24 protein-coding genes and 2 pseudogenes are annotated in these 20785 nt (G+C 69.7%); 8 read left to right on the top strand and 18 right to left on the bottom strand.

What is annotated here, in order from left to right:
* Positions 1 to 238 precede the first annotated feature (238 nt).
* From OZN99_RS01550 to OZN99_RS01540, 3 genes are all read left to right on the top strand, one after another.
* Complete coding sequence (locus tag OZN99_RS01550) at positions 239 to 1039, top strand: 2-keto-4-pentenoate hydratase (protein ID WP_270933403.1); 801 nt, start codon at positions 239 to 241, stop codon at positions 1037 to 1039.
* Between the two features lie 197 nt (positions 1040 to 1236).
* The gene (locus OZN99_RS01545; RefSeq protein WP_270933402.1) at positions 1237 to 1662 is read left to right on the top strand and encodes a nuclear transport factor 2 family protein; all 426 of its coding nucleotides are present in this window, start codon (positions 1237 to 1239) and stop codon (positions 1660 to 1662) included.
* Between the two features lie 72 nt (positions 1663 to 1734).
* Positions 1735 to 2700, top strand: coding sequence for a Bug family tripartite tricarboxylate transporter substrate binding protein (locus tag OZN99_RS01540; RefSeq protein WP_270933401.1), 966 nt, complete (start codon positions 1735 to 1737; stop codon positions 2698 to 2700).
* A 241-nt stretch (positions 2701 to 2941) separates the two neighbouring features.
* Here the strand turns inward: OZN99_RS01540 and OZN99_RS01535 are convergent, their stop codons facing one another.
* The 5 genes from OZN99_RS01535 to OZN99_RS01515 all read right to left on the bottom strand — a co-directional run bounded on the left by OZN99_RS01535 (position 2942) and on the right by OZN99_RS01515 (position 6299).
* Positions 2942 to 3427 (bottom strand): hypothetical protein, encoded by a 486-nt coding sequence (locus tag OZN99_RS01535; RefSeq protein WP_270933400.1) that lies wholly within the window; start codon positions 3425 to 3427, stop codon positions 2942 to 2944.
* Complete coding sequence (locus tag OZN99_RS01530) at positions 3427 to 4359, bottom strand: hypothetical protein (RefSeq protein ID WP_270933399.1); 933 nt, start codon at positions 4357 to 4359, stop codon at positions 3427 to 3429. The genes OZN99_RS01535 and OZN99_RS01530 overlap by 1 nt, the downstream gene beginning before the upstream one ends.
* Complete coding sequence (locus OZN99_RS01525; protein ID WP_270933398.1) at positions 4356 to 4736, bottom strand: hypothetical protein; 381 nt, start codon at positions 4734 to 4736, stop codon at positions 4356 to 4358. Before OZN99_RS01525 ends, OZN99_RS01530 begins: the two co-directional genes overlap by 4 nt.
* Before the next feature lie 6 nt (positions 4737 to 4742).
* On the bottom strand, positions 4743 to 5111 hold the full coding sequence (locus OZN99_RS01520; protein ID WP_456299864.1) for a GTA baseplate fiber-binding domain-containing protein: 369 nt from the start codon (positions 5109 to 5111) through the stop codon (positions 4743 to 4745).
* Between the two features lie 114 nt (positions 5112 to 5225).
* On the bottom strand, positions 5226 to 6299 hold the full coding sequence (locus tag OZN99_RS01515) for a phage tail protein (RefSeq protein WP_270933396.1): 1074 nt from the start codon (positions 6297 to 6299) through the stop codon (positions 5226 to 5228).
* A gap of 233 nt (positions 6300 to 6532) precedes the next feature.
* Here OZN99_RS01515 and OZN99_RS01510 point away from each other — a divergent pair.
* Positions 6533 to 7732 (top strand): annotated as a pseudogene (locus OZN99_RS01510) (IS256 family transposase).
* Here OZN99_RS01510 and OZN99_RS01505 read toward each other — a convergent pair.
* The 4 genes from OZN99_RS01505 to OZN99_RS01490 form a co-directional block, all read right to left on the bottom strand.
* Entirely contained in the window at positions 7707 to 9356 is a 1650-nt protein-coding gene (locus OZN99_RS01505; protein WP_270933395.1) for a hypothetical protein, read from the bottom strand. The pseudogene OZN99_RS01510 and the gene OZN99_RS01505 sit on opposite strands and share 26 nt — an antisense overlap.
* Before the next feature lie 3 nt (positions 9357 to 9359).
* Positions 9360 to 9761 (bottom strand): C40 family peptidase, encoded by a 402-nt coding sequence (locus tag OZN99_RS01500; RefSeq protein ID WP_270933393.1) that lies wholly within the window; start codon positions 9759 to 9761, stop codon positions 9360 to 9362.
* Positions 9758 to 10621 carry a DUF2163 domain-containing protein gene (locus OZN99_RS01495; protein WP_270933392.1) on the bottom strand — a complete coding sequence of 288 codons (864 nt, stop codon included), beginning with the start codon at positions 10619 to 10621 and terminating at the stop codon, positions 9758 to 9760. Before OZN99_RS01495 ends, OZN99_RS01500 begins: the two co-directional genes overlap by 4 nt.
* 78 nt (positions 10622 to 10699) lie before the next feature.
* On the bottom strand, positions 10700 to 11341 hold the full coding sequence (locus OZN99_RS01490; protein ID WP_270933391.1) for a DUF1194 domain-containing protein: 642 nt from the start codon (positions 11339 to 11341) through the stop codon (positions 10700 to 10702).
* 221 nt (positions 11342 to 11562) lie between these two features.
* Here OZN99_RS01490 and OZN99_RS01485 point away from each other — a divergent pair, with 221 nt between their 5' ends.
* Positions 11563 to 13215, top strand: coding sequence for a helix-turn-helix domain-containing protein (locus OZN99_RS01485; RefSeq protein WP_270933390.1), 1653 nt, complete (start codon positions 11563 to 11565; stop codon positions 13213 to 13215).
* Positions 13216 to 13231: 16 nt separating this feature from the next.
* On the opposite strand, the pseudogene OZN99_RS01480 reads toward OZN99_RS01485, so the two are convergent.
* From OZN99_RS01480 to OZN99_RS01470, 3 genes and pseudogenes are all read right to left on the bottom strand, one after another.
* A pseudogene (locus tag OZN99_RS01480) lies at positions 13232 to 14469 on the bottom strand (phage distal tail protein, Rcc01695 family).
* A gap of 142 nt (positions 14470 to 14611) precedes the next feature.
* The gene (locus OZN99_RS01475) at positions 14612 to 14797 is read right to left on the bottom strand and encodes a hypothetical protein (protein WP_270933389.1); all 186 of its coding nucleotides are present in this window, start codon (positions 14795 to 14797) and stop codon (positions 14612 to 14614) included.
* A gap of 152 nt (positions 14798 to 14949) precedes the next feature.
* Positions 14950 to 15327 carry a hypothetical protein gene (locus tag OZN99_RS01470; RefSeq protein ID WP_270933388.1) on the bottom strand — a complete coding sequence of 126 codons (378 nt, stop codon included), beginning with the start codon at positions 15325 to 15327 and terminating at the stop codon, positions 14950 to 14952.
* Positions 15328 to 15470: 143 nt separating this feature from the next.
* On the opposite strand from OZN99_RS01470, the gene OZN99_RS01465 reads away from it, so the two are divergent.
* From OZN99_RS01465 to OZN99_RS01455, 3 genes are all read left to right on the top strand, one after another.
* Entirely contained in the window at positions 15471 to 15974 is a 504-nt protein-coding gene (locus OZN99_RS01465; RefSeq protein ID WP_270933387.1) for a MaoC family dehydratase, read from the top strand.
* A 17-nt stretch (positions 15975 to 15991) separates the two neighbouring features.
* Positions 15992 to 16441 (top strand): MaoC family dehydratase, encoded by a 450-nt coding sequence (locus OZN99_RS01460; protein WP_270933386.1) that lies wholly within the window; start codon positions 15992 to 15994, stop codon positions 16439 to 16441.
* Between the two features lie 100 nt (positions 16442 to 16541).
* The gene (locus tag OZN99_RS01455) at positions 16542 to 17510 is read left to right on the top strand and encodes a tripartite tricarboxylate transporter substrate binding protein (protein ID WP_270933385.1); all 969 of its coding nucleotides are present in this window, start codon (positions 16542 to 16544) and stop codon (positions 17508 to 17510) included.
* 76 nt (positions 17511 to 17586) lie between these two features.
* On the opposite strand, the gene OZN99_RS01450 is transcribed toward OZN99_RS01455, so the two are convergent.
* The 6 genes from OZN99_RS01450 to OZN99_RS01425 are packed head-to-tail and all read right to left on the bottom strand — an operon-like array spanning position 17587 to position 20712.
* Positions 17587 to 18543 (bottom strand): phage tail tube protein, encoded by a 957-nt coding sequence (locus tag OZN99_RS01450; protein WP_270933384.1) that lies wholly within the window; start codon positions 18541 to 18543, stop codon positions 17587 to 17589.
* A 24-nt stretch (positions 18544 to 18567) separates the two neighbouring features.
* Complete coding sequence (locus OZN99_RS01445; RefSeq protein ID WP_270933383.1) at positions 18568 to 19014, bottom strand: hypothetical protein; 447 nt, start codon at positions 19012 to 19014, stop codon at positions 18568 to 18570.
* Positions 19011 to 19697 carry a DUF6441 family protein gene (locus OZN99_RS01440; protein ID WP_408611795.1) on the bottom strand — a complete coding sequence of 229 codons (687 nt, stop codon included), beginning with the start codon at positions 19695 to 19697 and terminating at the stop codon, positions 19011 to 19013. The genes OZN99_RS01445 and OZN99_RS01440 overlap by 4 nt, the downstream gene beginning before the upstream one ends.
* A 32-nt stretch (positions 19698 to 19729) precedes the next feature.
* Positions 19730 to 20050, bottom strand: a complete 321-nt coding sequence (locus tag OZN99_RS01435; protein WP_270933381.1) for a phage holin family protein — start codon at positions 20048 to 20050, stop codon at positions 19730 to 19732.
* 9 nt (positions 20051 to 20059) lie between these two features.
* Entirely contained in the window at positions 20060 to 20365 is a 306-nt protein-coding gene (locus tag OZN99_RS01430) for a head-tail joining protein (protein ID WP_270933380.1), read from the bottom strand.
* Complete coding sequence (locus tag OZN99_RS01425; RefSeq protein WP_270933379.1) at positions 20362 to 20712, bottom strand: DUF2190 family protein; 351 nt, start codon at positions 20710 to 20712, stop codon at positions 20362 to 20364. Before OZN99_RS01425 ends, OZN99_RS01430 begins: the two co-directional genes overlap by 4 nt.
* Positions 20713 to 20785: the final 73 nt, after the last annotated feature.

Genomic DNA, 20785 nt, shown 5'->3' with positions numbered 1-20785 from the left:
GACCAGTTCCGCCACATCCTCGGGGATGCCACGGCGCCAGATCCGCTGCTTCGCAACCACCGCCTGGTGTGCAGATCCGCGACCTGACGGTTCCGGGTGTCGACGTGCCCACGGTACGACCGCTGACCAAATTTGGCTTTAAACCCCCGGGTTGGACACGTCGACGGGCGGCCCGGATTCCCGCGCGACGTGTCGTACAAAGCATGGGCTGGCGAGAATGGCAGATCACGGACCGACCATGACGTTTCCCGCCGAGGAGGCCGCGCAACTCCTTCTGGAGATCCGCAGAACCCGCACCAGGCCCGCCGGCCTTCCGCCGGACCTCGCGCCGCGCAGCGTCGAGCAGGCCTATGCGATCCAGGACCTTGTGGTCTCGCGGCTCGGCGGGATCGGCGGTTGGAAGATCGTTCACCCTGCAGCCGGGGCAGCCCCGCGCTGCTCACCCATCCCGGCTTCCGAGATCATGGAGTCCGGCGCCAGCATCGCTTGGGATGCGCTGCTCTGGCCGGAAGTCGAGGTGGAACTCGCGGTTGTCATCGGACGCGACCTGCCGCCGCGCTCCGTTCCCTATGAGCCGAAGGATCTGCGGCGCGCCATCGCCTATGTCACGGGCGCGTTCGAACTGCTCGGATCCCGGTTTGCCGACCGGACCGCGGTGTCGCGAACCGAGAGCCTGGCGGACCTTCTCAGCAGCGCGGGCGTGGTGAAGGGCGACGGCACTGCCCGTTTCGAGACCGTGGAATTCGCCGACGTGGCGATGTCGCTCACGTTCGACGACACGGTGGTCGGCGCTGCGACCGGTGGACCCTCGACCGCGGACGTGCTGGGCACCCTTGCTTGGCTGGCCAACCATGCCTGCGACCGGACCGGCGGCTTGCGTGCAGGGCAGGTCGTGATCACCGGCGCCCGCATCCATCCACTGAGCTTGCCATCCCGCGGCGCTCGGCTGACAGCGCATCTCGCGGGGATCGGACAGGTGGAGGCCAGCATACGCGGCCCAGCGGACAACGCGCGTCAGATCGTTTCTCCGCTTGTCTGAACGCTGCCACCTGTGCACCATCCGAACGAGGATACGCACGGCGCACAATGCCGGCGAGCAGCCCGACCATGTGGTGCGGCTGTGCCGTGCTGCTGTAGGGATGGGCAGGGGTGGAGGAAGGTCATGGGCACGTCTCCGGACTTTGCTGATCGCCCCAGCCGCGAGCCGGCTGGCACCGAGAGCGCGAGTGCAATCGGATGACCGCAGCCACGTTCAGCCTTGAGGAGATCACAGACCGGCTGCAGATTCTGGACGTCTACAGCCGCTATGGCATTGCCATCGATGACCGACGCAAGGACCTACTGGAGCAGGTGTTCGACGAAGATACGGAACTCGCATCGTCCGACCCCTCCATCCCGCCACGCAAGGGCGTCAAGGCGAACTGGGAACGCCTGATGGCCCGGCACGAGGCCGCGGATTTCCGCGAGCGGCGGATCACGGCCACTCCGGCGATCATCACCCTGACCGTGGACCGCTGCGAGTCACTCGCGGAGTGCGCGATCTTCATGCGGCCGGCAGGCCAGCCGATCCGCTTCGAGATGCTGGGTCTCTATCACGACACGCTGATCAAGCGGGACGGTCGCTGGCGTTTCCGCAAACGCTTCTTCGAAGTGGTTAAATAGGACCCCGCTTCGCGGCGCAATACGTCGGCCCCGTGTTCGACATCCGTCCGACGATCGCAGGGAGACCAGACCATGACGCCTTCCAGACGCGGCCTCGTCGCCGCATTTGGCGCGCTACCGCTGCTTTACGTTCAGGCGCGTGCACAGGGTTGGCCGGCACGCCCCGTGCGCTTCCAGGTCGGCTATGCCGCGGGCGGCAGCATCACCATCGCGGCACGCCTTCTGGGCGATACGCTCGGCGCGGGTTGGGGGCAGTCGGTGGTGATCGAGAACCGCGTCGGCGCTGGCGGAACCATCGCCGCCGCCGCCGTGGCCCGGTCAGAGCCGGACGGCTACACGCTCCTGGTTTCCGCCGCCGGCGAGATCGTGGGCGCGCCCTACACGATGGCGAACCTGCCCTATGATCCGCAGAAGGACCTCACGCCGATTAGTTTGATCGCGCGTAACCCCCTCGTGCTGGTGGTTCCTGCCAGCCTTCCGGTGCGCAACCTGCAGGAGTTGCTGGACCTTGCGAAGCGTCAGCCGCTCTCCTACGCCAGCGGCGGCGTCGGCACTGCGACGCACTTCGTGGCCGAGTTGTTCAAGCTACGTAGCGGGGCGAACATCGAGCATGTGCCGTATCGTGGCTCGGGCGATCTCCAAGCCGATCTGCAGGCCGGGCGGGTCCACATGACATTCGATGCCATCTCCGTCATGCTGCCGCAGATCGAGGCTGGCCGCGTCCGTGCCATCGGAGTGACGTCCGCGACACGCTCGCCGCAGGCACCAGACATCGCCACCCTCGCCGAACTGGGCGTACGCGATTTCGCGGGGGGCGGCTGGGTCGGCTTGCTCGGGCCAGCGGCGCTGCCTGCGCCGCTGGTCGAGAAGCTGGAGCGCGACGTGCGCGCAGCGGTGCAGGGGGGGCTTGGCGCACAGCTGGCGATGCGCGGGTTCGACCCGGTCGGCAGCAGCTCGACCGAGTTCCGCCGTTTCATCGCAGAGGAGACCACCCGCTGGGGCGAGGCGGCAAGGGCGGCCGGAATGCGTCCCGCCTGATTCACCATCCAGGGGCCGATCTGCACCGCCCTGGGGGAAGGTGGCCGGCGAGCGACGCGCCGGCCATGCTCGTTCGCACTCAGCTCATCTCCGACGCAATGGCCTGCGTTCGCGACCGGCAGCGACACGTAGCCGTGTAGGATGGCCGGCGCGTCCTCCGGCAGCTGTAGAGCCGCAGCGCCCCGAGCTCGATCTGCCCGTCGGAGCCCATGATCCTGATCTGCACAGGCCGCGCATCTTCTCACGCCTCCCACTGAAACCGCAGAAAGCTGCGGCTCGGGTCATTGTTGTAGGAGACGCGCCCGAAGGTGCCGCTCGGGCCGCAGACGACGCGGAACTGGTGGCCGGGCGAAACCGCGAGGGTGACTTTCGGCACATCGAGCGTCTGGTCCGCCGTGTCGCCGGGGTGAAAGCCCATCGCTTCGCTGACCGTCGTCCAGGTCGAGCCGGCATTCGTGCTGCGCTCGAGGCGGGCGTAGATCGTGCCAGCGGGTGATCCGCCCAGCCCATCCTGCATGACGCGCGCCCAGATGCGTGCAGATCCCACCCCGGCCGGCACGGTGACGGTGCTGCTGCTGGCGCCGAAGACGTTGAGGGTGTCGACGACCTCGGCGTTCCAGAACACTCGCCCGAGAGAGAGCGACTGCGAGCTGGTGTAGCTGCCGTAGATCCAGAGTTCACCGATCAGGGACCGCTGCATCGAGGCGACGGCGCCGGGGTGGATCATCAGGCGGTCCTCAGGTTGCCGAACAGCACCCAGGTGTTGGCGGCGAGCTTGGTTGCCTGAACGACGGCGTGCAGGACGTTGGTGCTGGCCAAGTGGGTCGCCGCAACGTTCACCGTCGCACCCGCGCCGACGGCGAAGGTGAGCGCGCCGGCGGAGGCCTGCGAGAAGGTGAGCGACGTCCCGACCGGGAAGGCGGTGGTGGCATCGGCCGGCAGGGTGATCGTGCAGGCGCTGGTGCAGCGGAACCACTGGCCCGCCTGGGTCAGGGCAGGCGCGAGGGTGGGGTCGGCGTGCGTCACGACGGGCGTGGTCGGCACGCCAAAGCCGAGCCCGGTTTCGCCGGCTGCGACCACCACCGCGCGGCCGGCTTGCCCGGCGTAGCTGCTCGGCGTGTTGGTGAGATTGGGGAAGGTTTCCGCCCCTGATCCGCCCGCCTCGGTGAACTCCAGCCCGTCCTCGGTGCTGTTGACGCGCAGCATGCGGAGCGCCTGGCCGGCATAGCTGTCCGGCGTGTCGCTGAGCGCCAGTAAGTCACCGGCCGCGCCATCCGCCCCCTGCAGGATCACAGCGAGCCCGTTCGCGGTGCCATCAGTGCGGATCAGCGCGGCGCCGCCGGCGGAGACGACCACTGACGTCGTGCCGCGCTGGACCGTGATGCCCTCGGTCGAGGTCGCCTCGTCCACGCTGATGATCGAATACCGCTCCACCTGCGGCAGGGCGACTGCGCGGCCTGGGACGGTGGCGTTGATGACGCGCACGCCGAGGGCCTCACGATACTGCGTGGCCGTGAGCGTGACGTTACCGGCCGCGACATCCGCGACGAAGGTGCCGGTGACGGCGCGATCGAGCGCCGAGAAGGCCGCGTTGGCCGTGACCTCCTTATGGCTCTGGCTGGCGACGATGAGCGGGATGGCAAGGTTCGGGGTGGTCATAGGGTGGCCCTTGCTGCGATGCCGCGGCCGACGATGGCGCTGAGCTGGTAGACGCGGACGGGGACGGAGGCCTGGGCCAAGCCGAAGTCCGTTGTCTGGTCAGCGGCGCTGTAGGTGGCGGTGGGTGCGAACAATCCGGTGATGGTCCGCACCACGGTGCCGCCTTCGAGGATTTCAACCTCGTAGGCTTCAGCGGTCTCATTGAGCGGCACCTCGCGGGTGTAGTCGGCCCAGCCGCCATCCATCCGCGTCCGACGCACACAGGTAATCGTCAGGTTGCCGCTGGCGTCGCGGGTGCCGGTGACATGCGCGGGCGCGTAGGGCCGCTCCGCCCGGCCGCGCGCCAATTTGCTGACCGTGGCCGGCGCGGTCTCCACCGTTTCTTAGATCGTCGGCGCGCGATGGTGGCGGGTAGCCGTGATCTCCGAAGTCGCGGCCTGGAACCGCAGCGCGTCGTCGAGCAGCACAAAGAGGTCGCCCGTGTCGCGGGCGGGGATCTGGTCCTCGGTGCCACGCCGGCCACGCAGCAGGCCTGTCATCCGATAGCGCCCGCCGCCGAGATCGGCGCCATCCCGGAACTGGACCACCTCGGCCGTGCCGCCGGGACCGACCAGCGCCGCCGTGTTCTCGCCGTTCAGCACCTCCAGCGCCGTGGCGCCCTCCAGCACGCCGCTCTCCAGCACGACTTCCAGCACCCCAGCCTCGTCCCAGGTCCAAGGGCTGAGCGGTGGCGCCGGCATGGCGGTGACCACACCCCAGGTAGCCGAGCGGGTGACGGCGCCGATCTCGTCCCAGGCCAGCAGGTCCGGGCTGCGAAGCAGGGCCGCCCCGCGAAACGCCTGGCCGCGATAGCCGCCGAGCAGCGCTTATTCGCGCAGGCCCGCGCCGCCGAGATCATCGGCGTCAAGGATCAGCGGCAGGTCGGGCAGCAGCAGGCGGGCGGCATAGGGCAGCGGCAGCATCGGCGGCACCCAGCCCGCGCCGCCGTCCGCCGGGGCGGTCAGCACGTGGGCTGCGGCGTCCTCCGTCACCGCCTCGATCCGCGTCGTCCAGTTGGCGCCGAGCTGCGTCGAGAGCACGCGACAGCGGATCGTGGCGCCGTCGGCCAGTCCGAGGGTGATCGGGTCAGTCGGCACCAGCCGGGCGTGGCGCGGGCCCACGGCAAAGGTCAGCCGGGTGCGCTCGCGCCAGGTCGCTGTGATGAGCCGCCGTGCGATCGCCTTCGCCTCGCCGCCGGTGAGGGGGATCGGCAGGTCGAGCGTGCTGCTGGCGGTGGCCGCGACCGTCGGCGTTGGGCTGACCGGCCGGCGCCAGGACTGTGCGTTCGGCTCCCCGGCCCGGTCGACATCGAGGAAGCGCACGGTCAGCTCGCGCGGCAGCTCGGCATCCTGGGCCCGCTGCTCGCTCAGCGCCGGCGCGTCCGCCCGCTGCTGCACCAGGTCGGGGTAGGGGACGGTGACCGCCACGCCGCCGGCGCGCTTGCGGAACAGCAGCATGTCGTCCTGCTCGACGGCGTCGAACAGGAAGGCGCTGGCCAGCGGGGTGATCGCGTCCCGGGCGGACATGGGGGGCGGCAGGAGGTAGCCGCGCAGGCTGTCGGTGAGGCCCGCGACGTTGATGTCCCCCGGCGCGAGGCCGGCCCGGACGCAGAGCTGCTGGACGACATCGCCAAGGGTGAGCTCGGTGGCCGTGGCGCGGGTCAGGAAGCGCTTGGTCGGGAGATCCGAGCCGGCGGGGAAGCCGATCACCGCGGCCTGCTCGTCGAGCCAGAAGCGGTTGGAGAAGTCGGCGCCGTCGGCGTTCCAGGTCGCCAGCCCGGTGCCGGTCTGCAGTACCAGGTCGCCGCCCAGGCCCCAGGTGCTGCCGAGCACCCGCTCCATCCGGCCCGGCCCGCCGTTGAAGCGACCCACCGGCGCGTGGTCGACCAGCTTCCAGATCACCCCCGAACCGGGGGCGTACTTGAAGGTCGAGTAGCGGCTGTAGGGTCCGGCGCTGCTGCCGGCGTTGCTGATTGTCGGTCGCGTCCCGGGTGGTGGTGTAGGAGTGGGAGAGCGCGGGGCGCGTAGCGAAGCCCCTGGCTGAGCGAAGCGGAGCGCCCCGGGCGGCCACCGCGGTGATCCTCGGTAGGGTTGGGTTGTCGAGACCTACAACCCCTGACCTTGGACCGACCACGATGACCGACGAGACGATGGCCCTTCGGCGGATGCTGGAGAAGGGCTCCGACGCGACCTTCCTCAGGGAGATGATCGGCTTCGCCGCGCAGCGCCTGATGGAACTGGAGGTGGGCGAGGTGACGGGCGCCGCCCATGGCGAGCGCAGCCCGGACCGGCTGGTGCAGCGGAACGGCTACCGCGACCGCGACTGGCAGACCCGCGTCGGCACAGTCGAGCTGCGGATTCCGAAGCTCCGGCGCGGCTCCTATTTCCCGGCCTTCCTGGAGCTCCGCCGGACGGCGGAGAAGGCACTGACGGCGGTGATCTAGGAGGCCTACGTCCAGGGCATCTCGATGCGCTCCGTGGACGACTTGGTGCGCGCCATGGGGATGGAGGGCATCAGCCGCAGCCAGGTCAGCCGCCTCTGCGCCGAGATCGACGAGCGGGTGCGCGACTTCCTCGCCCGCCCCATCGAGGGCGACTGGCCCTATCTCTGGCTCGACGCCACCTACGTGAAGGTCCGCGAGGCCGGACGGATCGTCCCCGTCGCGGTGACCATCGCGGTCGGCGTCAATGCTGACGGGCGGCGCGAGGTCCTCGGCATGGCGGTCGGCAGTTCCGAGGCGGAGCCCTTCTGGCTCGACTTCCTGCGCTCCCTGAAGAGGCGCGGCCTGGCTGGCGTGAAGCTCGTCGTCTCCGACGCTCATGACGGCCTGAAGGCCGCCGTGACGAAAGTGCTGCGCGCCACCTGGCAACGCTGCCGCGTGCACTTCGCCCGCAACGCGCTGGCGCACGCTGGCAAGGCCCAGCGCCGCATCGTCTCGGCCTGGATCGGCACCGCCTAAGCCCAGGAGGACGCAGCCGCCGCCCACGCCCAGTGGCGCACCGTTGCCGACCAGCTCTGCCCCAAGGTGCCGAAGCTCGCCACCCTGATGGACAGTGCCGAGGAGGACGTCCTGGCCTACATGCACTTCCCTGCCGCACACCGGACGAAGCTGCACAGCACCAACCCGATCGAACGCCTCAACGGCGAGATCAAGCGCCGCACCGACGTGGTCGGGATCTCTCCCAACGAGACCGCCGTCATCCGCCGCGTCGGCGCCATCCTGCTCGAGCAGTTCGACGAATGGGCCACCCGGCGGTCGCGCTACATGACCCTGGAAGCCATCAGCACCCTCAGCGATACTGCCGCCGTCAGGCTCTCGGCCGTGCCAGCCTGACCCGGCGGCAAAACCCGCCGAGGATCATCGCGCTCCTACACCACGCCATGGGACACGACCTGATGGTCAGGACGAGGGTCCCGTCGCTGGCGTCCCACCACGCATGGTGAATCAGCGGCCGCGCCCCGCCCGTATCGATCTCGGCTTGGACGTCGATCGGCGGGACGTCGGTCCGGGTGACCGCGAGGGCGGGGCTGTAGGTCAGCCGGATGACCTCGATCCGCGGGTCGATGTCCCAGCCGGTGCCGCGGAGATACCAGAGATCGGCGCCGTCAGGGCGGCGGTCGCCCGGCACGAGCTGCACGTCCAGCCGGTCGGTGTGGAAGATGCCGTGCACGCCGGGGATGGCCGGCGGCGAGACGGCGTCTCGCCCACCCCAAACGTAGCTCATCATCGCGGCGTCGATCGTCACCGCGCCGGCCTGCCCGCCCTGCACGATCACCAGCGAGCGGGTGCTGCCATCGGGCTGCGGCACGGCGACGCTCGCGATCTGCATCGGCACGAACAGCGCGATGGTGTCGTCGCTGTCGAAGACCGGGTTCGACCCCTGCAGCGGCCCGAAATAGGCCACCCCTCGCATGGTGTCCGGATCGATCTTCCAGAGCGGCACGCGCATGGTCTGCCCGCCCGTCATGTAGAGGAAGCCGTCCACCCCGACATGCAGGATGCTGGCGGTGGTGCTGCTGTCGTCCGGCGGGCCGCCTTCGGGGAAGACGTGGCCGAGCACCTGGTCGATGCGGTGCTCGCCGATGGTCCGCATGGTGACGAGGTCGTAGACCCGGATCATCTCGTCGGCGCCGCCACCAAACGTCCCTGCCCGGCGGCGGCCCTCGTAGAGGCGGCCGCGGCGGTAATCGACGGCGACCCGGTTGCTCCAGCCCGAGCCCATGAAGAAGTCGCTCGGGCTGGAGGCGAAGAGCGGCGCGGCCGGCGGCTGGCCCGGCTGCTCGGGAAAGCTGCGCGTGGCTGTGCCGGCGATTTCCACGGTGACGTTCGGCATGCGGTTGCCGAAGCGGTCCAACGGGACGCGCTCGAAGACGAGATAGGCCAGGCCACGGTGCGCGGGTGCGTCGTCCCCTTCGATGCTGGCGGTGAGCGGGTCGGGCAGCTGGGTCTCGTTACCGGGATAGAAGCGCCAGGTCAGGCCCGGGACCTGGATGACGCCGGTGGCGGCCTCGGCGTCGAAGACCAGCCTGTCGTCGAGCCAGATCTTGAGGAGCTGCGCGTTCGGCGAGGGCGAGAGCCATTCGCACAAGCCCACCGCCCAGGAGAGGACGTAGCTGTAGGTGGTCTGCCGGGGGCCGCGGCTGCCGCCCTTGCCGCCGCGCACCCTTTGGCTCGAAGCGACCTCCTCGATCTCGGTGGTCCAGATGACGTTGCCGGCGAGCTTGATCCGGCCGGTCGCGACCCGGATGGGCACGCCGTAGCTCGAGGTCTGGACGGTGAGGTCGGTGAGGCGCGGGCCCTGGGTGTCCTGGCCGCGCTGCGGGAAGAGCTGCGCGCCGGCGACGCCGCCCAGCGCCCAGCCGATCTGGGCGCCGAGCAGGGTGCCGACGCCGGGGATGACGAAGCCGAGGGCCGCACCGAGCGCGGCGCCGCCTCCGGCCACGGCAAGCTGGGCCATCGGTTACTCCGTCAGGCGAAAGGCGCCGATGAGGGCGGCGGCGAGCTCACCCTCCATGGGCTGCTCGACGACGCGGCGGTGCGGCGCGTAGGCGTGGATGCAGGCGGGGGCGCGCCAAGCGGGATGGGTGGAGGCGATGCCGACATGCCCGCCATACAGGCCCATGCGGAACAGCAGCACGTCGCCTGGCTCCACCGTGGGGACGCGCACCGCGTGGGCCAGGATGCCCTCCAGCAATGCCGTCCCTTGCGGCTCGCGGGCATAAGGCGCCGGGTCGGGCAGAGCGTGGCCGTTGTCGCGCGCGGCGAGCAGCACCAGGCCGATGCAGTCGAGGCCGGTGGTGCTGCGGCCGAGATGCCGCCAGGGCGTGCCCAGATAGGCGCGCGCCGCCTCATCGATGGTCATGCCGGCGCGCTGACCGTGGCCAGCACGCCCGGCACGAAGGGCTCGCCGCGAAAGTTGAGGTAGTTGCCGAAGACGGCCTGGCAGGTCGCCTTGCGCTTGTCGCAGCCGGGCTGGAGGTGCAGCACGTCGCCGACGGCCGGCGCAACCGGTGGCGGCGCGAAGAGTGCGATGGTGCGGCTGGCCTGGTCCCACGCGAGCACCTCGCGCGCGATGCCGGCGTTCGGGCCGGACTGCCAGATCGCCACGCCGCCGGCGAAATAGCTGCCGGCGAAGGCACCAATGCCGTCATCGGCCAAGACCAGCGTCGTGCTGTCCATCGCCGCCTCGACCGCGGCCTGCTGCGTCCAGCAGGCGCCATAGGCGAGGTCCAGCTTGCACCTGCTATCTCCGAGGTCGGCGCGGCACTCGGGCTGGTAGACCGAGCCGATCACCGCCTGAAGCGGCTGCGCCAGGCCACGCAGCTCGGCACTGAAGGACCCGTCGTCGCGCGCGACGACCTCGCCCAGTCGGCCTCGGCGAAGCTTGAGCTCGCCGTCCGCCAGGTTCGCGCAGTTCACCGCGAAGATCCGCACCTCGGCGTGGTCCCAGAGGCCCGCGCGGAGCTCGGCTGGATCGAGCGCCGCGCTGTCCAGCAGGCCGAGCAACTCCGTCTCGTCGACGGCCAGGCTAGCCCCGGTGGCGATCGCCGCCCGCTGGTAGCCGGGCGCGGCCAAGTACGTCTCGCCGCCATAGACGATGTCGCGGTCGTGGTCGGTGAAGGTGAACACGGCACCGTCGCGGCGCTGGACACGCCAGAGCGTCGCCACCGTGGTAGCCTGGCCGGCGAGATGCGCGGCGAGGCCGGCGGAGACAGATTTCATTCTCGCAGCTCCACGACGGGGATGCTGGACCACTCGCCCAGGTCATGGGTGCGCAATGTCCAGGGCGAGCGCACCGGATCATCTCGGGTGACCAGCAATCTCCAGGACCAGCTTGTGCCGGAATGCGTCACCATAGGTGCCCGTCCGGTGTGTAAGGCGAACAAACCCCGTCGCCACATTGCGTCGCAGCCAATCCTCTGCGGCGTGAATCTCATCCATGTCATACGGCTCAGCATCCGGGTCTACGGTCGCATCGAAGAGAAGTGCATTGATCTCGATTCCATCGGCGACCGCCGCATCGCGCGCTTGAACCGGACCGATGCGGCCACCCTCCGCATAACCATCGGTGGAGACATCGACGACACGGCGCTCCGCCAGGCAGGGCGCCGATCGCAGCAGCGCACGGCCGTGCTCTATCGCATCACCGATTGCGGTGATGAAGCCATTGTCGCTGCGGCCGAGTGCCCGAATGTCGGTGGCGAACTGCCGTGCAGACATTTCATCTCGAATGATCGTCCAGGACAGCTGCGTGGTAGACCGATACGCGAACTCCACCACAGTCGCCGCGATGCCCCCCGACGATTCGATCGCGGTGATCACCTGAGGATGCTCGAAAGCCGCCGCGGTACCGTCCCTTTGCGCGGCGTAGTGCGAGTTGTCGATCGACCCCGAGACGTCGATCAAGAGCACGACGGCTGCCAGGCAGTTCGGCAGGGACATGACGTCTCTCCTCGCGCGGCGCGTTGGTTCGGCTGAAATCGCTGCCGGGCGAGAGCGTGCGGCGGCGGGGCGCAAGGCCACTATCCGCTTTCGGTCAACTCCAGCCGGTATCGGACAGATTCGGCACCCCGCCGCAGCCGCGGTCCGCTAACCTGTGTCGGCCGCTTGCCCAGGACAGCGCTGACGCAAGGCTGACGTCCGAGCCGGTCGGAGCGATCTCGATGGAGACAAACCGCCCCGTCATTCCGAACGCTGCACGAGCCGTTCCGCGCGGTGTGCGGATCGCCATCCTCTATATGCGTGAGGCGCTGGAACGGCGCATCACAGCAGAGGAACTCTCTCGGGTCACCGGTGTGGTGCCACGAACTCTGCACCGGCAGTTTCTGGCGTTCGTTGGCGAGGCGCCGCTTGCGCACTTCCAGAGCATGCGCCTCAGCGCCGTGCATGACGCGCTCCTCTCACCTGCTCACAATGCGATTACCGTCACTGACGTCGCCACGCGTTTCGGCTTCGCGCACCTCGGCCGCTTTTCTGCTGCCTATCGACGGCGGTTCGGTGAGAACCCGTCCGCGACGCTCATGCGAGGCCAAGGCACGGCTGCGCAGGCGACACTCGATCCGAAAGACGCTCGCTCTCAGCTACAATTCTCTCGACAGTGCAGTGCCGCGGATTTCCGGCTGCCTCATGTGGCAGTCCATCGGCAGGCGCCTTCGCTTGTGATGATGCCAATACGCTCCGTCGCTGCCCGAATGGATGAGCGATTGCTCGCCGAGGCAGTGGCCGAGGAACTCGCCAAGACACTTTTCCAATCGTACGGAATCTCCGTACGCCTCGCGCGCTCATCGCCAGCGCAGGGTGCCCGGCTGCCTGCTGCACGCCACTGTCTGGCCGGGCAGGTGTCGTCCTTGGCAAGCGGCGGAATGCGCGTTGTCCTTTACCTTGTCGACCTGGCGGCTGAGGGACGTCACGTCTGGGGCGACGCATTCGAGGGCGCAGAGAGTGACATATTCGGGCTGCGAGATCGGATCGTCCTGTCGGCTGGTCTCGCGATCCAGCAGTGTCTGAAGGGGGCAGATCAGAGGGTCGAGCTCGTGCGGTCGCCGGCCGAGCTCAACGCGTGCGGCCTGCTTTCGCGTGCGATGCCGTTCGTGCTGGCGGCTGACTCGGACAGCGCAAGGCGTGCCCTCGAACTCGTGGAGCAGGCAGCAGACCTGGATCCTCTGGCAGCAGCCCCCGTCGCCCTGCAAGCATGGTGCCGCATGCAGCTGGTGCTTTATCACCAGATGCGCGATCCAGCCGCTGGGCGGTCCGAGGCGCAGGCCCTAGCAGCCCGTGCGGCAGAGCTTGATCAGGTCGGTGACCCGTCCGTGCTGACGGCGCGCAGCTGCGTTGCCACCTGGGCAGGCCAGGCGGACTTGGCCGACGCTTTGCTGGCGCGCGCCTTGGCCATTAATCCGTCGTTCGCCTGGGCATGGGAGCGGAGTGCCTGCCTGCAATTGAACTACGGCAAGGCGCAGCGATCCATCACGCAGTATCGGCGAGCTATATCGCTGAAGGAGCGAGGTGCGCCGCTTGCGAACTGTTGGGCTGGCCTTGGCGGCGCGTATCTCAGCGCTGGCCGCCACGCGGAGGCTGCAGTTTGGCATCGCAGGGCGCTCACGGAGAACCCTCGTGCGAACTGGCTGAACGTCACGCTGGTGCCGTGCCTCATCGCGCTCGATGCGCGCCAGGAGGCGCGCGTAGCGGTCCGTCGCCTGCGTGACGCCTATGCAGGAATCTCGGTGGAGCGTGTAGCGGCGTCGCTCCCAGGTCCCATACTCGATGCCTGGAAATCGCGGCTTGATCAGTTTGTTGAGCTCGGACTGCCGGCCTGAGGGTGCTTGGGCGCGGTTAGAGCGTCTCGGGTTCATCCGGCTCGCGCAGTTCCACCACGGGGATGCTGGACCACTCGCCGATGTCATGGGTGCGCAGCGTCAGCGACAGCGCGTCGGTGTCGAACCGCGCCGGCACGTCGAACTCGCACTGCGCCTCGACCACCTGGTCCGCCAGGGCGCGCAGTGCCGTCCCGAGGGTGATCATGCCGGTCGCGACATCGACCTGGACCTGCGCCGAGCCGGGGCCGAGGCTGCGCTCCGTGCCGGCCACCCAGCAGCGCACGCTGCCAGCGACCGGGCACGTGATGCGCCGCGCCACCTGCTCCCGCCGCTGCTGTAGAGCTTCACCAGCGGGAACGTGGCCTGCGTGCCGTCGGTGATGCCGATCAGCTGGCGCGGCAGCTGGTAGTCGGACCAGTCCTTGAACCGGAAGCCGCGCAGCTGGCCGCGCCGGGCGATGTAGAAGGCGAGCAGCGCCTCGACGTCGGCCCGCCCTTTGAGGCCCGTCGCAACGTTGTAGCGCCGCCGTGCCTCCGCCCAGTTGGCCTGGCGCTGCTCGTGGCCGCCGGTCGAGGTGGTGATGATGGTGGCAAAGGTCGGGCCGCCCTCCGCACCCAGCGCGATGCGGTCGGGAAAGCGCACATCGTCGAAGGCCATCAGATGCTCCGCTGGCTCCGCCGCAGCGCCCGGTGGAACTCGGCCAGGATTGCCCCCTGGCTGGCGCGGAACCCACCGACGTCGGGCGTGCTGACGTTGAACACCACGTTGATCGGCGCCCTCCGAGCCTATCTGCCGCAGCTGGCCGATGGAGACGCCGAGCTCACGCGCGAGGCCCTCGGCCAGCAGCGGCATGGCCTCGAGGATGGAGCGCAGCTCGTCGCCCTGGAGGACGCCGGAGGCCAGCGCCTGGGCGAGCTGCAGCGTGGCGCTGCTGATCTCCCCTGCCGAGGCGCCGGAGACGATGGCGACGCGCTGCAGGCCGCCGACGAGGCGCACCACTTGGTCGGAGGTGGCGCCGATCTCGCGGGCGGCGATCGAGAAGCGCTGGAAGGCATCGACGCTCTCGCCGACCGCGACGCCGGTCTGCAGCGCGTTGCGGTAGAGCGCCTCGCAGACCTGCCCCGCGCGCTCCACCGAGCCGGTGGCGTTCTGCGGGCGGGAGAGACTCTGGGTGAGCGCGTCACCGGCCTGGACCAGGGCGCGTGCGGCGACGGCATCGCCGGCGACCTGGATGCCGCGGGTGGCGACGTCCATCAGCGACAGCGCGCGCGAGGCCTTGTCGGCGCCGTCCTGGATCCGCTCCAGGCTCCGCTGTCCGGTTTCGCCGACCTCGCGCAGCCCGGCTTTCACGCGCGCGGCGTCATCCAGCGAGAGCCGCACCGAGACGCGGCGGGTGCTATCCGCCATGGGCGACACCTCCGGCGTCCGGGGTGGGAGTGTTCCGTGCCGCCAGACCCTCGGCGAGGCCAAGGCGCAGCGCGGTCAGCAGTTCAGCGACGGCCCAGCCGGAGGCGCCTAGCTCGCGCGCCATCGCCAGCGCGCAGGCGAGATCGAGATCAGCGCCGACGCTGCTCGCCGTCACGCAGGCGGTGCCGGCGCTCCACACGGCCGCGCCCTCAACCGTGCAGGGTACATGGGCGGTGTAGGGGCAGGCGTTGCCGCAATCGCGGCTGAGCGCATCGCAGCCGCGGCAGTAATCGGACCCACGGCCGAAGTGCCAGACGGCGCGAGCCCTTAGCCGTTTCCCTCGGCGGCCACGGCGGCGACCGGCGCTGTGGCTCGGTCCCAGAAGGCGGCGGCGATGTCGTCGAGGTCCATCAGGCGCTCGACCGCCTCAGGCGACAGCGGCAGCGGCGAACCCGCCGCGTCGCCGATGCCCTCCCAGGCGGTAACGGCGTGGCGCGCGAGCGCCTTGACCAGGAAGGCGAAGGACAGGCCGCGCGACATGTCCTGATCGAGATCCGGCGTTGCGGCGCGGATCGCGCCGAGCCGGCGCGACGCGGCGGCCTGCGCCGCAGCCACCACTGCGGTGGTGACTGGCCGGATCTCGACGCGCACGCCGCGTGGCAGGTCGAGCCAATACGGCTCGACGGGGATGTCGAGGGTGAGCATGCAGCGGAACCCCGTTCAGGAAGTGGAAAACTGCCGTCAGCCAAGGGCGATGAGGCGCGCGGCGCATATAGCCTCACGGCGCTGCCCATTGCGCCGGCAGGCGCGCCGCATCACCATCGGACAAACGGAGCGGAGGAAGCGCGATGTCGCAGCCGACTGGCACGACAGCCCCGGCCAGGGAGCCAAGTTTCGAGACGGATTTCTGGAAGGATGCCGCGGCGCGAAAGACTTGGGACGATCTGGTCCCTGGCGAGCCCCGCCGGACTCTCCCCTACAGGCTGACGCTAGAAGCAATCCACGGCTACTGCCGCGCCGTCGGCGACATGCACCCGCTCTACTTCGACGAGGACTACGCGCGGCGCTCGCCGTATGGCGGGCTGATCGCCCCGCCCTCGATCCACATCCTGCTGATGTTCTCTTGTACGCCGCCGGACGACTGGATGCGCAGCCCGGGCACGATCAACGCGGGGCAGTGCTGGACCTATCACCGACCCGCCCGGCCCGGCGACCTGATCCGGCTGGAGGCGCGGTGCCTGGACAAGTTCATCCGGAAGGACCGGCTCTTCGCCGTGCACGACAACGTGTTCTTCAATGAGAGGGACGAGGTGATCTGCGCAGGCCGCGGTCAGACCATCCGCCCGATGTGAGCAGGAGCGCCAGGATTATGACCGACGCCTGGGACGCCATCGCCGAGGGCGAGGCGGTGCGCGGCGAGCCCTTCGCCGTCACGCGGGAGACCATCCGTGCCTTTTGCGATGCCTCGCTCGACTACAACCCGCTGCACCTCGACGACGACTACATGAAGGGCAGCTTCGGCAAGACACAGTTCGGCGGCATCATCATGCATGGGATGACGAACTTCGGCCTGATCAGCCGGATGCTGACGGACTGGACCTATGCCCGCGGTGGCCAGCATCGACGGCTTGAGACACGCTGGAAGGCGCCCGTTCGCCCCGGTGACACCATCACGCCGACGGCACGCGTGACACGCAAGCTCGAGACGGTGAAGGGTCGCTGGGCGACGCTGGAGGTGGAAGTGCGCAACCAGCGCGGCGAGCTCATCGCCCAGGGTGAGGCCATGGCCGAGTTCCCGAAGGACCTAGCCGCCGTCTGAGGCCACGACGCGACAGCCGCTTTCGCCCGCCGGCGGCGCTTCATCTGGTGGGCGCCAATAATGCGGCCGCCGGGCAAGGCGGCCACCAAGGGAGGACGAGATGCCCCTGCTGCGCCGAACCCTGCTCCTCGCCACCGCGGGCTCACCGCTGGCAGCCGCGGCGGCCCGCGCCCAGGCGCCAGCACGCGCTACGCGCATCATCGTGCCCTTCCCGCCCGGCGGCACGACGGACATCCTGGCGCGGGACCTCGCGCAGCTCATGGCGGAGGGCCGCGGCACGACCGTCGTGGTTGAGAACAAGAGCGGCGCCGGCGGGACGATCGGCTCTGCCGACGTCGCGCGCGCAGTGCCGGACGGCACGACGCTCCTGCTGACCGCGACGCACCACGTGATCAACCCGAGCCTCATGCGCAGCTTACCTTACGACCCGCGCGCGGACTTCACGCCGTTAGCGCTGGTCGCGACCGTTCCGAACGCGCTCGTGGTGCATCCCTCCGTGCCCGCGAGGTCGGTCGCGGAGCTTGTTGCCTACGTCAAGGCCAATCCCGGGAGGCTCAGCTTCGGCTCCACTGGCGTCGGCGGCGCCAACCACCTGGCGGGAGAGCTGTTCAAGGCAATGGCGGGGCTCGACATCGTCCACGTGCCTTACCGCGGCGCGGCCCCAGCGATGACCGACCTCCTCGGCGGGCAGATCCCGATGATGTTCGACAGCCTGCCGACGGTGCTGCCGCATCTCGCTACTGGCAGGCTGCGGGCGCTCGCGGTCACCAGCGCAACGCGGGCGCCCTCCGCGCCGGACCTGCCGACGATGGACGAGGCCGGCATCAGGGGCTTCGAGGCAACAGCCTGGTTCGGCCTGTACGGCCCCGGCGGCATGGCGCCCCCAGTGGCGGACCGGGTCGCCGCGGAGGCGCGGGAGGTACTGACCAGCCCCGCAGTGCGCGAGCGCTTTGCGGGGCAAGGCGCCGAGCCCGGCACCCTCGACCGCGCGGCCTTCGCGCGCTTCGTGCTGGCCGAGATGGACAAGTGGCGAGGCGTCGTGGAGCGCGCGGGCGTCCGCATCGAGTGACGATGCGTCGCGCCGCCAGCGCCAGCAGCGAGGGCGGCCTCGAAGCCTGCGGCAGATCGGCCGCACCGAATAGCCCTCACGAGTACACGGCCGCGGCCAGATCATTCTTGAGCACCGCGGTCATCATGCGCGTCGCCGTGGAGTTGAAGGCGGCGCGAAACTCGAATCTCGCCTCGACACCGGCCGGCCCTTCAATCGGCGTCTTGGCCAGCGCCAGGTAGACCTCGTGCATCGTGAAGGTGATGCTGCGGTTCGCGTCGATCGTGTAGTTGAAGGCGAACTCCGCTGGCGTGCCATTCTGCGCCTGCGTCAGCAGCGTAGTGTCTGCGAAGCGCGCGGTGATCTGGCCCGTGGCGCGCGCGATGCCAGGATCGACGCCTTCCACCTTTCGGCCGACGCGGATGGTGCGCACCATCTCCATGCTGTTCGCGTAGTTGAGCCGCGCCCCAGTTACCTGCGCGAGCGGGCTGCTGCCGCGGCTGATGGCGCCCTGCGCCTTGTTGAAAGCGGTGTAGGCGGCGGTGACGGGCGTGCCACCGGTGGAGGACGCGCCACGTGCCGAGCCCTGGCCCATGAGGCCGAAGGTCGCCGTGGCCGGCCCGCTCGGCGAGAAGTCGATCTCCAGCGTGTCGGCGCGCACGCCGGTGCAGAGATCGTAGCTCGGCACGTCGGGGTAGCAGATCTCGATGCTGTTCGACGGCAGCATGGCGGCGCCCGAGCCGAAGCTGTGGGTGAAGTTCGGGCTGGTGCCGGTGGTGATGGGCGGGCCGAGCAGCAGCCGCAGCCAGTGACCGATGTTGTTCAAGTCCACCGGCACGACGACCTGCCCCTGCACCGTCACGGTGTCGAGGAAGGGCGCGGCCGGATCGCGCCCATTGCCGACGCCGAGGACGTCGGCATCGAGCAGCGGCTGCTCAGCGCCGAGATCGCAGGACAGGAAGGGCATGCGCCGGAAGTCGTCGGTCGGCGCGGTGCCGTAGGTTTCCTCCGGCAGCATGAGCAGGCGGCAGTTGGCGCCGATGGCACGCGGCATGGGTGTCGTCCTTTCGGCAGGGTCTCAGGCCAGCGTGGTGCCGGCGGTGGTGAACCAGAGGGTGACGAGCACGAGGGCGGATCGCGCCGCCGCGGCGCCTTCGAACTCGGTGTCCTGGAACTCGGGCGACCCGGGCTGTGCCCATTCCACCGCCCCGCTGAGCGTGCGGTCGGCAGTGATGGCGTCGCTGATGACGACGAGCAGCGCGTCGAGCAGCGCGGAGCGCGCCGCGGGCGTCGCGCCCACGACGGTGACCTCGACGTCAGCTCGATGCTCAATGGCCCAGCAGAGCGGCGAAAGGATCGCCGTCTCCTCCACCGTGTCACCGTCACGCAGCACGACGAGCCCGCCGTGCGGGATGCGTTGCGGGATTGTCTCGCTGCGCAGCACGACGGGAGCCGGGTTCTGAGTCGTGAGAGACGTCACGAGCCGGCTGTGCAACGCTGCGATGGCGTTCTCCCGCTTGCTCATGCTGCCCTCCCGCTCTCGCGGTCCCAAGCAGCGGCAAATCTGCCGGGCAGCCGCCGCAGGCCGCGCTCGGCGGCGCCCTTCACGTCGAGGCGCTTGGTGAGCGTCACCTGCGGCAGCAGCAGGACCATCGGCGCCATGCCGCGCTCCAGCATGCCGCGCGCCCAGGCCTCGCGCCCCTTGCGGTTGCTCGTGCCGATCTCGGCCACGCCACCGGCGATGAGGCGGGTGCGCCGGCGCCGGCCGGTCTGCTCGCCCGCGCGCAGCGGCAAGCACCAGACATAGCCGCGGCCGGACTTGAACGGGCGGAGGAAGGCCTGGCCTGAGGCGACCATCTGCCCAGGCGTGACGCGCATGCCCTTCTCACCACGCCCCCGCCGTCCCCTGGCCGCGTTGAAGCCGGTTGGGATCGCCAGGAACTTGCGGCCACCCTTGGCGCGAATGACAGCCCCGCGCTCGAAGGCGTCGATAATCGCCGGCACCTTCGTCCAAACCAGCCCGGCCGGCCGCAGCGACCGCCCCGTGCGCGGGAAGATCTGTGACCACCAGGCATTGGCGATGCCACGAGCATTGCCGCCGAGCGAGCCCGTGACCTGCTGGCTCAGTTCACCCTTCACCTGATCGGTTTCCGTCCGGATCGCCGACATGGCCGCGCGCTCGCCGGTGCGCGCCTCCGCCGCCAGCACCTTGCGCAGGTCGCCGACGACGGCGGAAAGCCTCACGCGGGCGGATCCCGCGGCGGCAGGCCGGCGCGATGGCGCAGCAGGGCGACAGCGAGATCGTTCAGCTCCGCCTGGCCGAGGTAGCCGAACACGAAGGCAAAGAGGAACCGGCCATATTCGTTGAACTCCAGCAGGCCACCGAGCGCGTAGCCGGCGCTGCCGACCAGCGGCGCGGAGGGCACCTCCCAGACCAGGCACAAGCCAAGCCGGCGCCGCTCCGGGTGGTTCCAGCGCACGAAGCCGCCGGCGAGGCCTGCCGCGGCGCCCAGCAGCAGGTCGAACAGGATGGCCCAACCGGTCAGGCTGTTGTGCGGCATGGCCGGCTCCTATCGCTGGCAGAGGACGCGCCAGGCCACGCCCGTGGCGTCGCGCTCGGTGTGCTGCACGGTGAGGACTTCGGCGCCGAGGGCGAAGACGTCGCCGGCCTGGATGTCGGGCTGGGAATCGACCCGCACGGTCAGCACGTCCGTGGCCTGGACCAGCGTGGTGCCGAAGGCGTCCCGGAGTTGGTCCGGCGACGAGCGCAGCACGCGGAGCGTGACCGGCGGCTCCGCGCCGCGCTGCCAGGTGGCGTCGGTCCCGAGGTGCGGATCCGCCGCCAGCACCGCCAGCGCGGCGTCGAAGGCCGTCACGCCCCAGCAGCCGGCACGCGGGCGAGCATGACGTGCACGGTGGTGTCGGCTGCGAGCGCGGCCTCGGTGACGATGCCCACCTGGAAGTTGCAGATGGCCGTCGTGGTGAGGCGGCGATTGGTGTTGTCCCAGAACACCCGTGCCCCGGCCGTCATCGCCTGAGTCGGGTCCTTGGCGAGATCGAACTCGCCGCGGGTCTCGCATTCGAAAGTGGCGTTCTGCGCCGCGTCGGAAGCAGCGACGCCGAAGAAGGCGCCGACCAGCATGCCCTGGCCGGAGAGGATGCCCCCGGCATAGGGCACCGCCATCGGGATGGAGCGCGCCTCGGGGCGAATCATGTTGCGCATGGCTTTATGCGTCTCCTGAAACGCCGAAGGCGCCCCAGGGGGCGCCCTCGACGAAGCGGCTGTGGTGGGTTGA

The organism is Falsiroseomonas oryzae (genome assembly GCF_027856955.1).
Classification (GTDB): Bacteria; Pseudomonadota; Alphaproteobacteria; order Acetobacterales; family Acetobacteraceae; genus Falsiroseomonas; species Falsiroseomonas oryzae.
Note: the sequence above shows the minus strand (reverse complement) of the source record. Positions and strands in the feature narration are given on the sequence as shown.

Excerpts from the sequence above, each read along its gene's own strand:
- OZN99_RS01550 (WP_270933403.1), top strand. The coding sequence starts at position 239 with ATGACGTTTCCCGCCGAGGAGGCCGCGCAACTCCTTCTGGAGATCCGC.
- OZN99_RS01505 (WP_270933395.1), bottom strand. The coding sequence starts at position 9,356 with ATGGCCCAGCTTGCCGTGGCCGGAGGCGGCGCCGCGCTCGGTGCGGCC.
- OZN99_RS01435 (WP_270933381.1), bottom strand. The coding sequence starts at position 20,050 with ATGCCGCACAACAGCCTGACCGGTTGGGCCATCCTGTTCGACCTGCTG.
- OZN99_RS01445 (WP_270933383.1), bottom strand. The coding sequence starts at position 19,014 with ATGAGCAAGCGGGAGAACGCCATCGCAGCGTTGCACAGCCGGCTCGTG.
- OZN99_RS01540 (WP_270933401.1), top strand. The coding sequence starts at position 1,735 with ATGACGCCTTCCAGACGCGGCCTCGTCGCCGCATTTGGCGCGCTACCG.
- OZN99_RS01545 (WP_270933402.1), top strand. The coding sequence starts at position 1,237 with ATGACCGCAGCCACGTTCAGCCTTGAGGAGATCACAGACCGGCTGCAG.
- OZN99_RS01535 (WP_270933400.1), bottom strand. The coding sequence starts at position 3,427 with ATGATCCACCCCGGCGCCGTCGCCTCGATGCAGCGGTCCCTGATCGGT.
- OZN99_RS01490 (WP_270933391.1), bottom strand. The coding sequence starts at position 11,341 with ATGTCCCTGCCGAACTGCCTGGCAGCCGTCGTGCTCTTGATCGACGTC.
- OZN99_RS01465 (WP_270933387.1), top strand. The coding sequence starts at position 15,471 with ATGTCGCAGCCGACTGGCACGACAGCCCCGGCCAGGGAGCCAAGTTTC.
- OZN99_RS01470 (WP_270933388.1), bottom strand. The coding sequence starts at position 15,327 with ATGCTCACCCTCGACATCCCCGTCGAGCCGTATTGGCTCGACCTGCCA.
- OZN99_RS01455 (WP_270933385.1), top strand. The coding sequence starts at position 16,542 with ATGCCCCTGCTGCGCCGAACCCTGCTCCTCGCCACCGCGGGCTCACCG.
- OZN99_RS01460 (WP_270933386.1), top strand. The coding sequence starts at position 15,992 with ATGACCGACGCCTGGGACGCCATCGCCGAGGGCGAGGCGGTGCGCGGC.
- OZN99_RS01500 (WP_270933393.1), bottom strand. The coding sequence starts at position 9,761 with ATGACCATCGATGAGGCGGCGCGCGCCTATCTGGGCACGCCCTGGCGG.
- OZN99_RS01450 (WP_270933384.1), bottom strand. The coding sequence starts at position 18,543 with ATGCCGCGTGCCATCGGCGCCAACTGCCGCCTGCTCATGCTGCCGGAG.
- OZN99_RS01495 (WP_270933392.1), bottom strand. The coding sequence starts at position 10,621 with ATGAAATCTGTCTCCGCCGGCCTCGCCGCGCATCTCGCCGGCCAGGCT.
- OZN99_RS01425 (WP_270933379.1), bottom strand. The coding sequence starts at position 20,712 with ATGCGCAACATGATTCGCCCCGAGGCGCGCTCCATCCCGATGGCGGTG.
- OZN99_RS01530 (WP_270933399.1), bottom strand. The coding sequence starts at position 4,359 with ATGACCACCCCGAACCTTGCCATCCCGCTCATCGTCGCCAGCCAGAGC.
- OZN99_RS01485 (WP_270933390.1), top strand. The coding sequence starts at position 11,563 with ATGGAGACAAACCGCCCCGTCATTCCGAACGCTGCACGAGCCGTTCCG.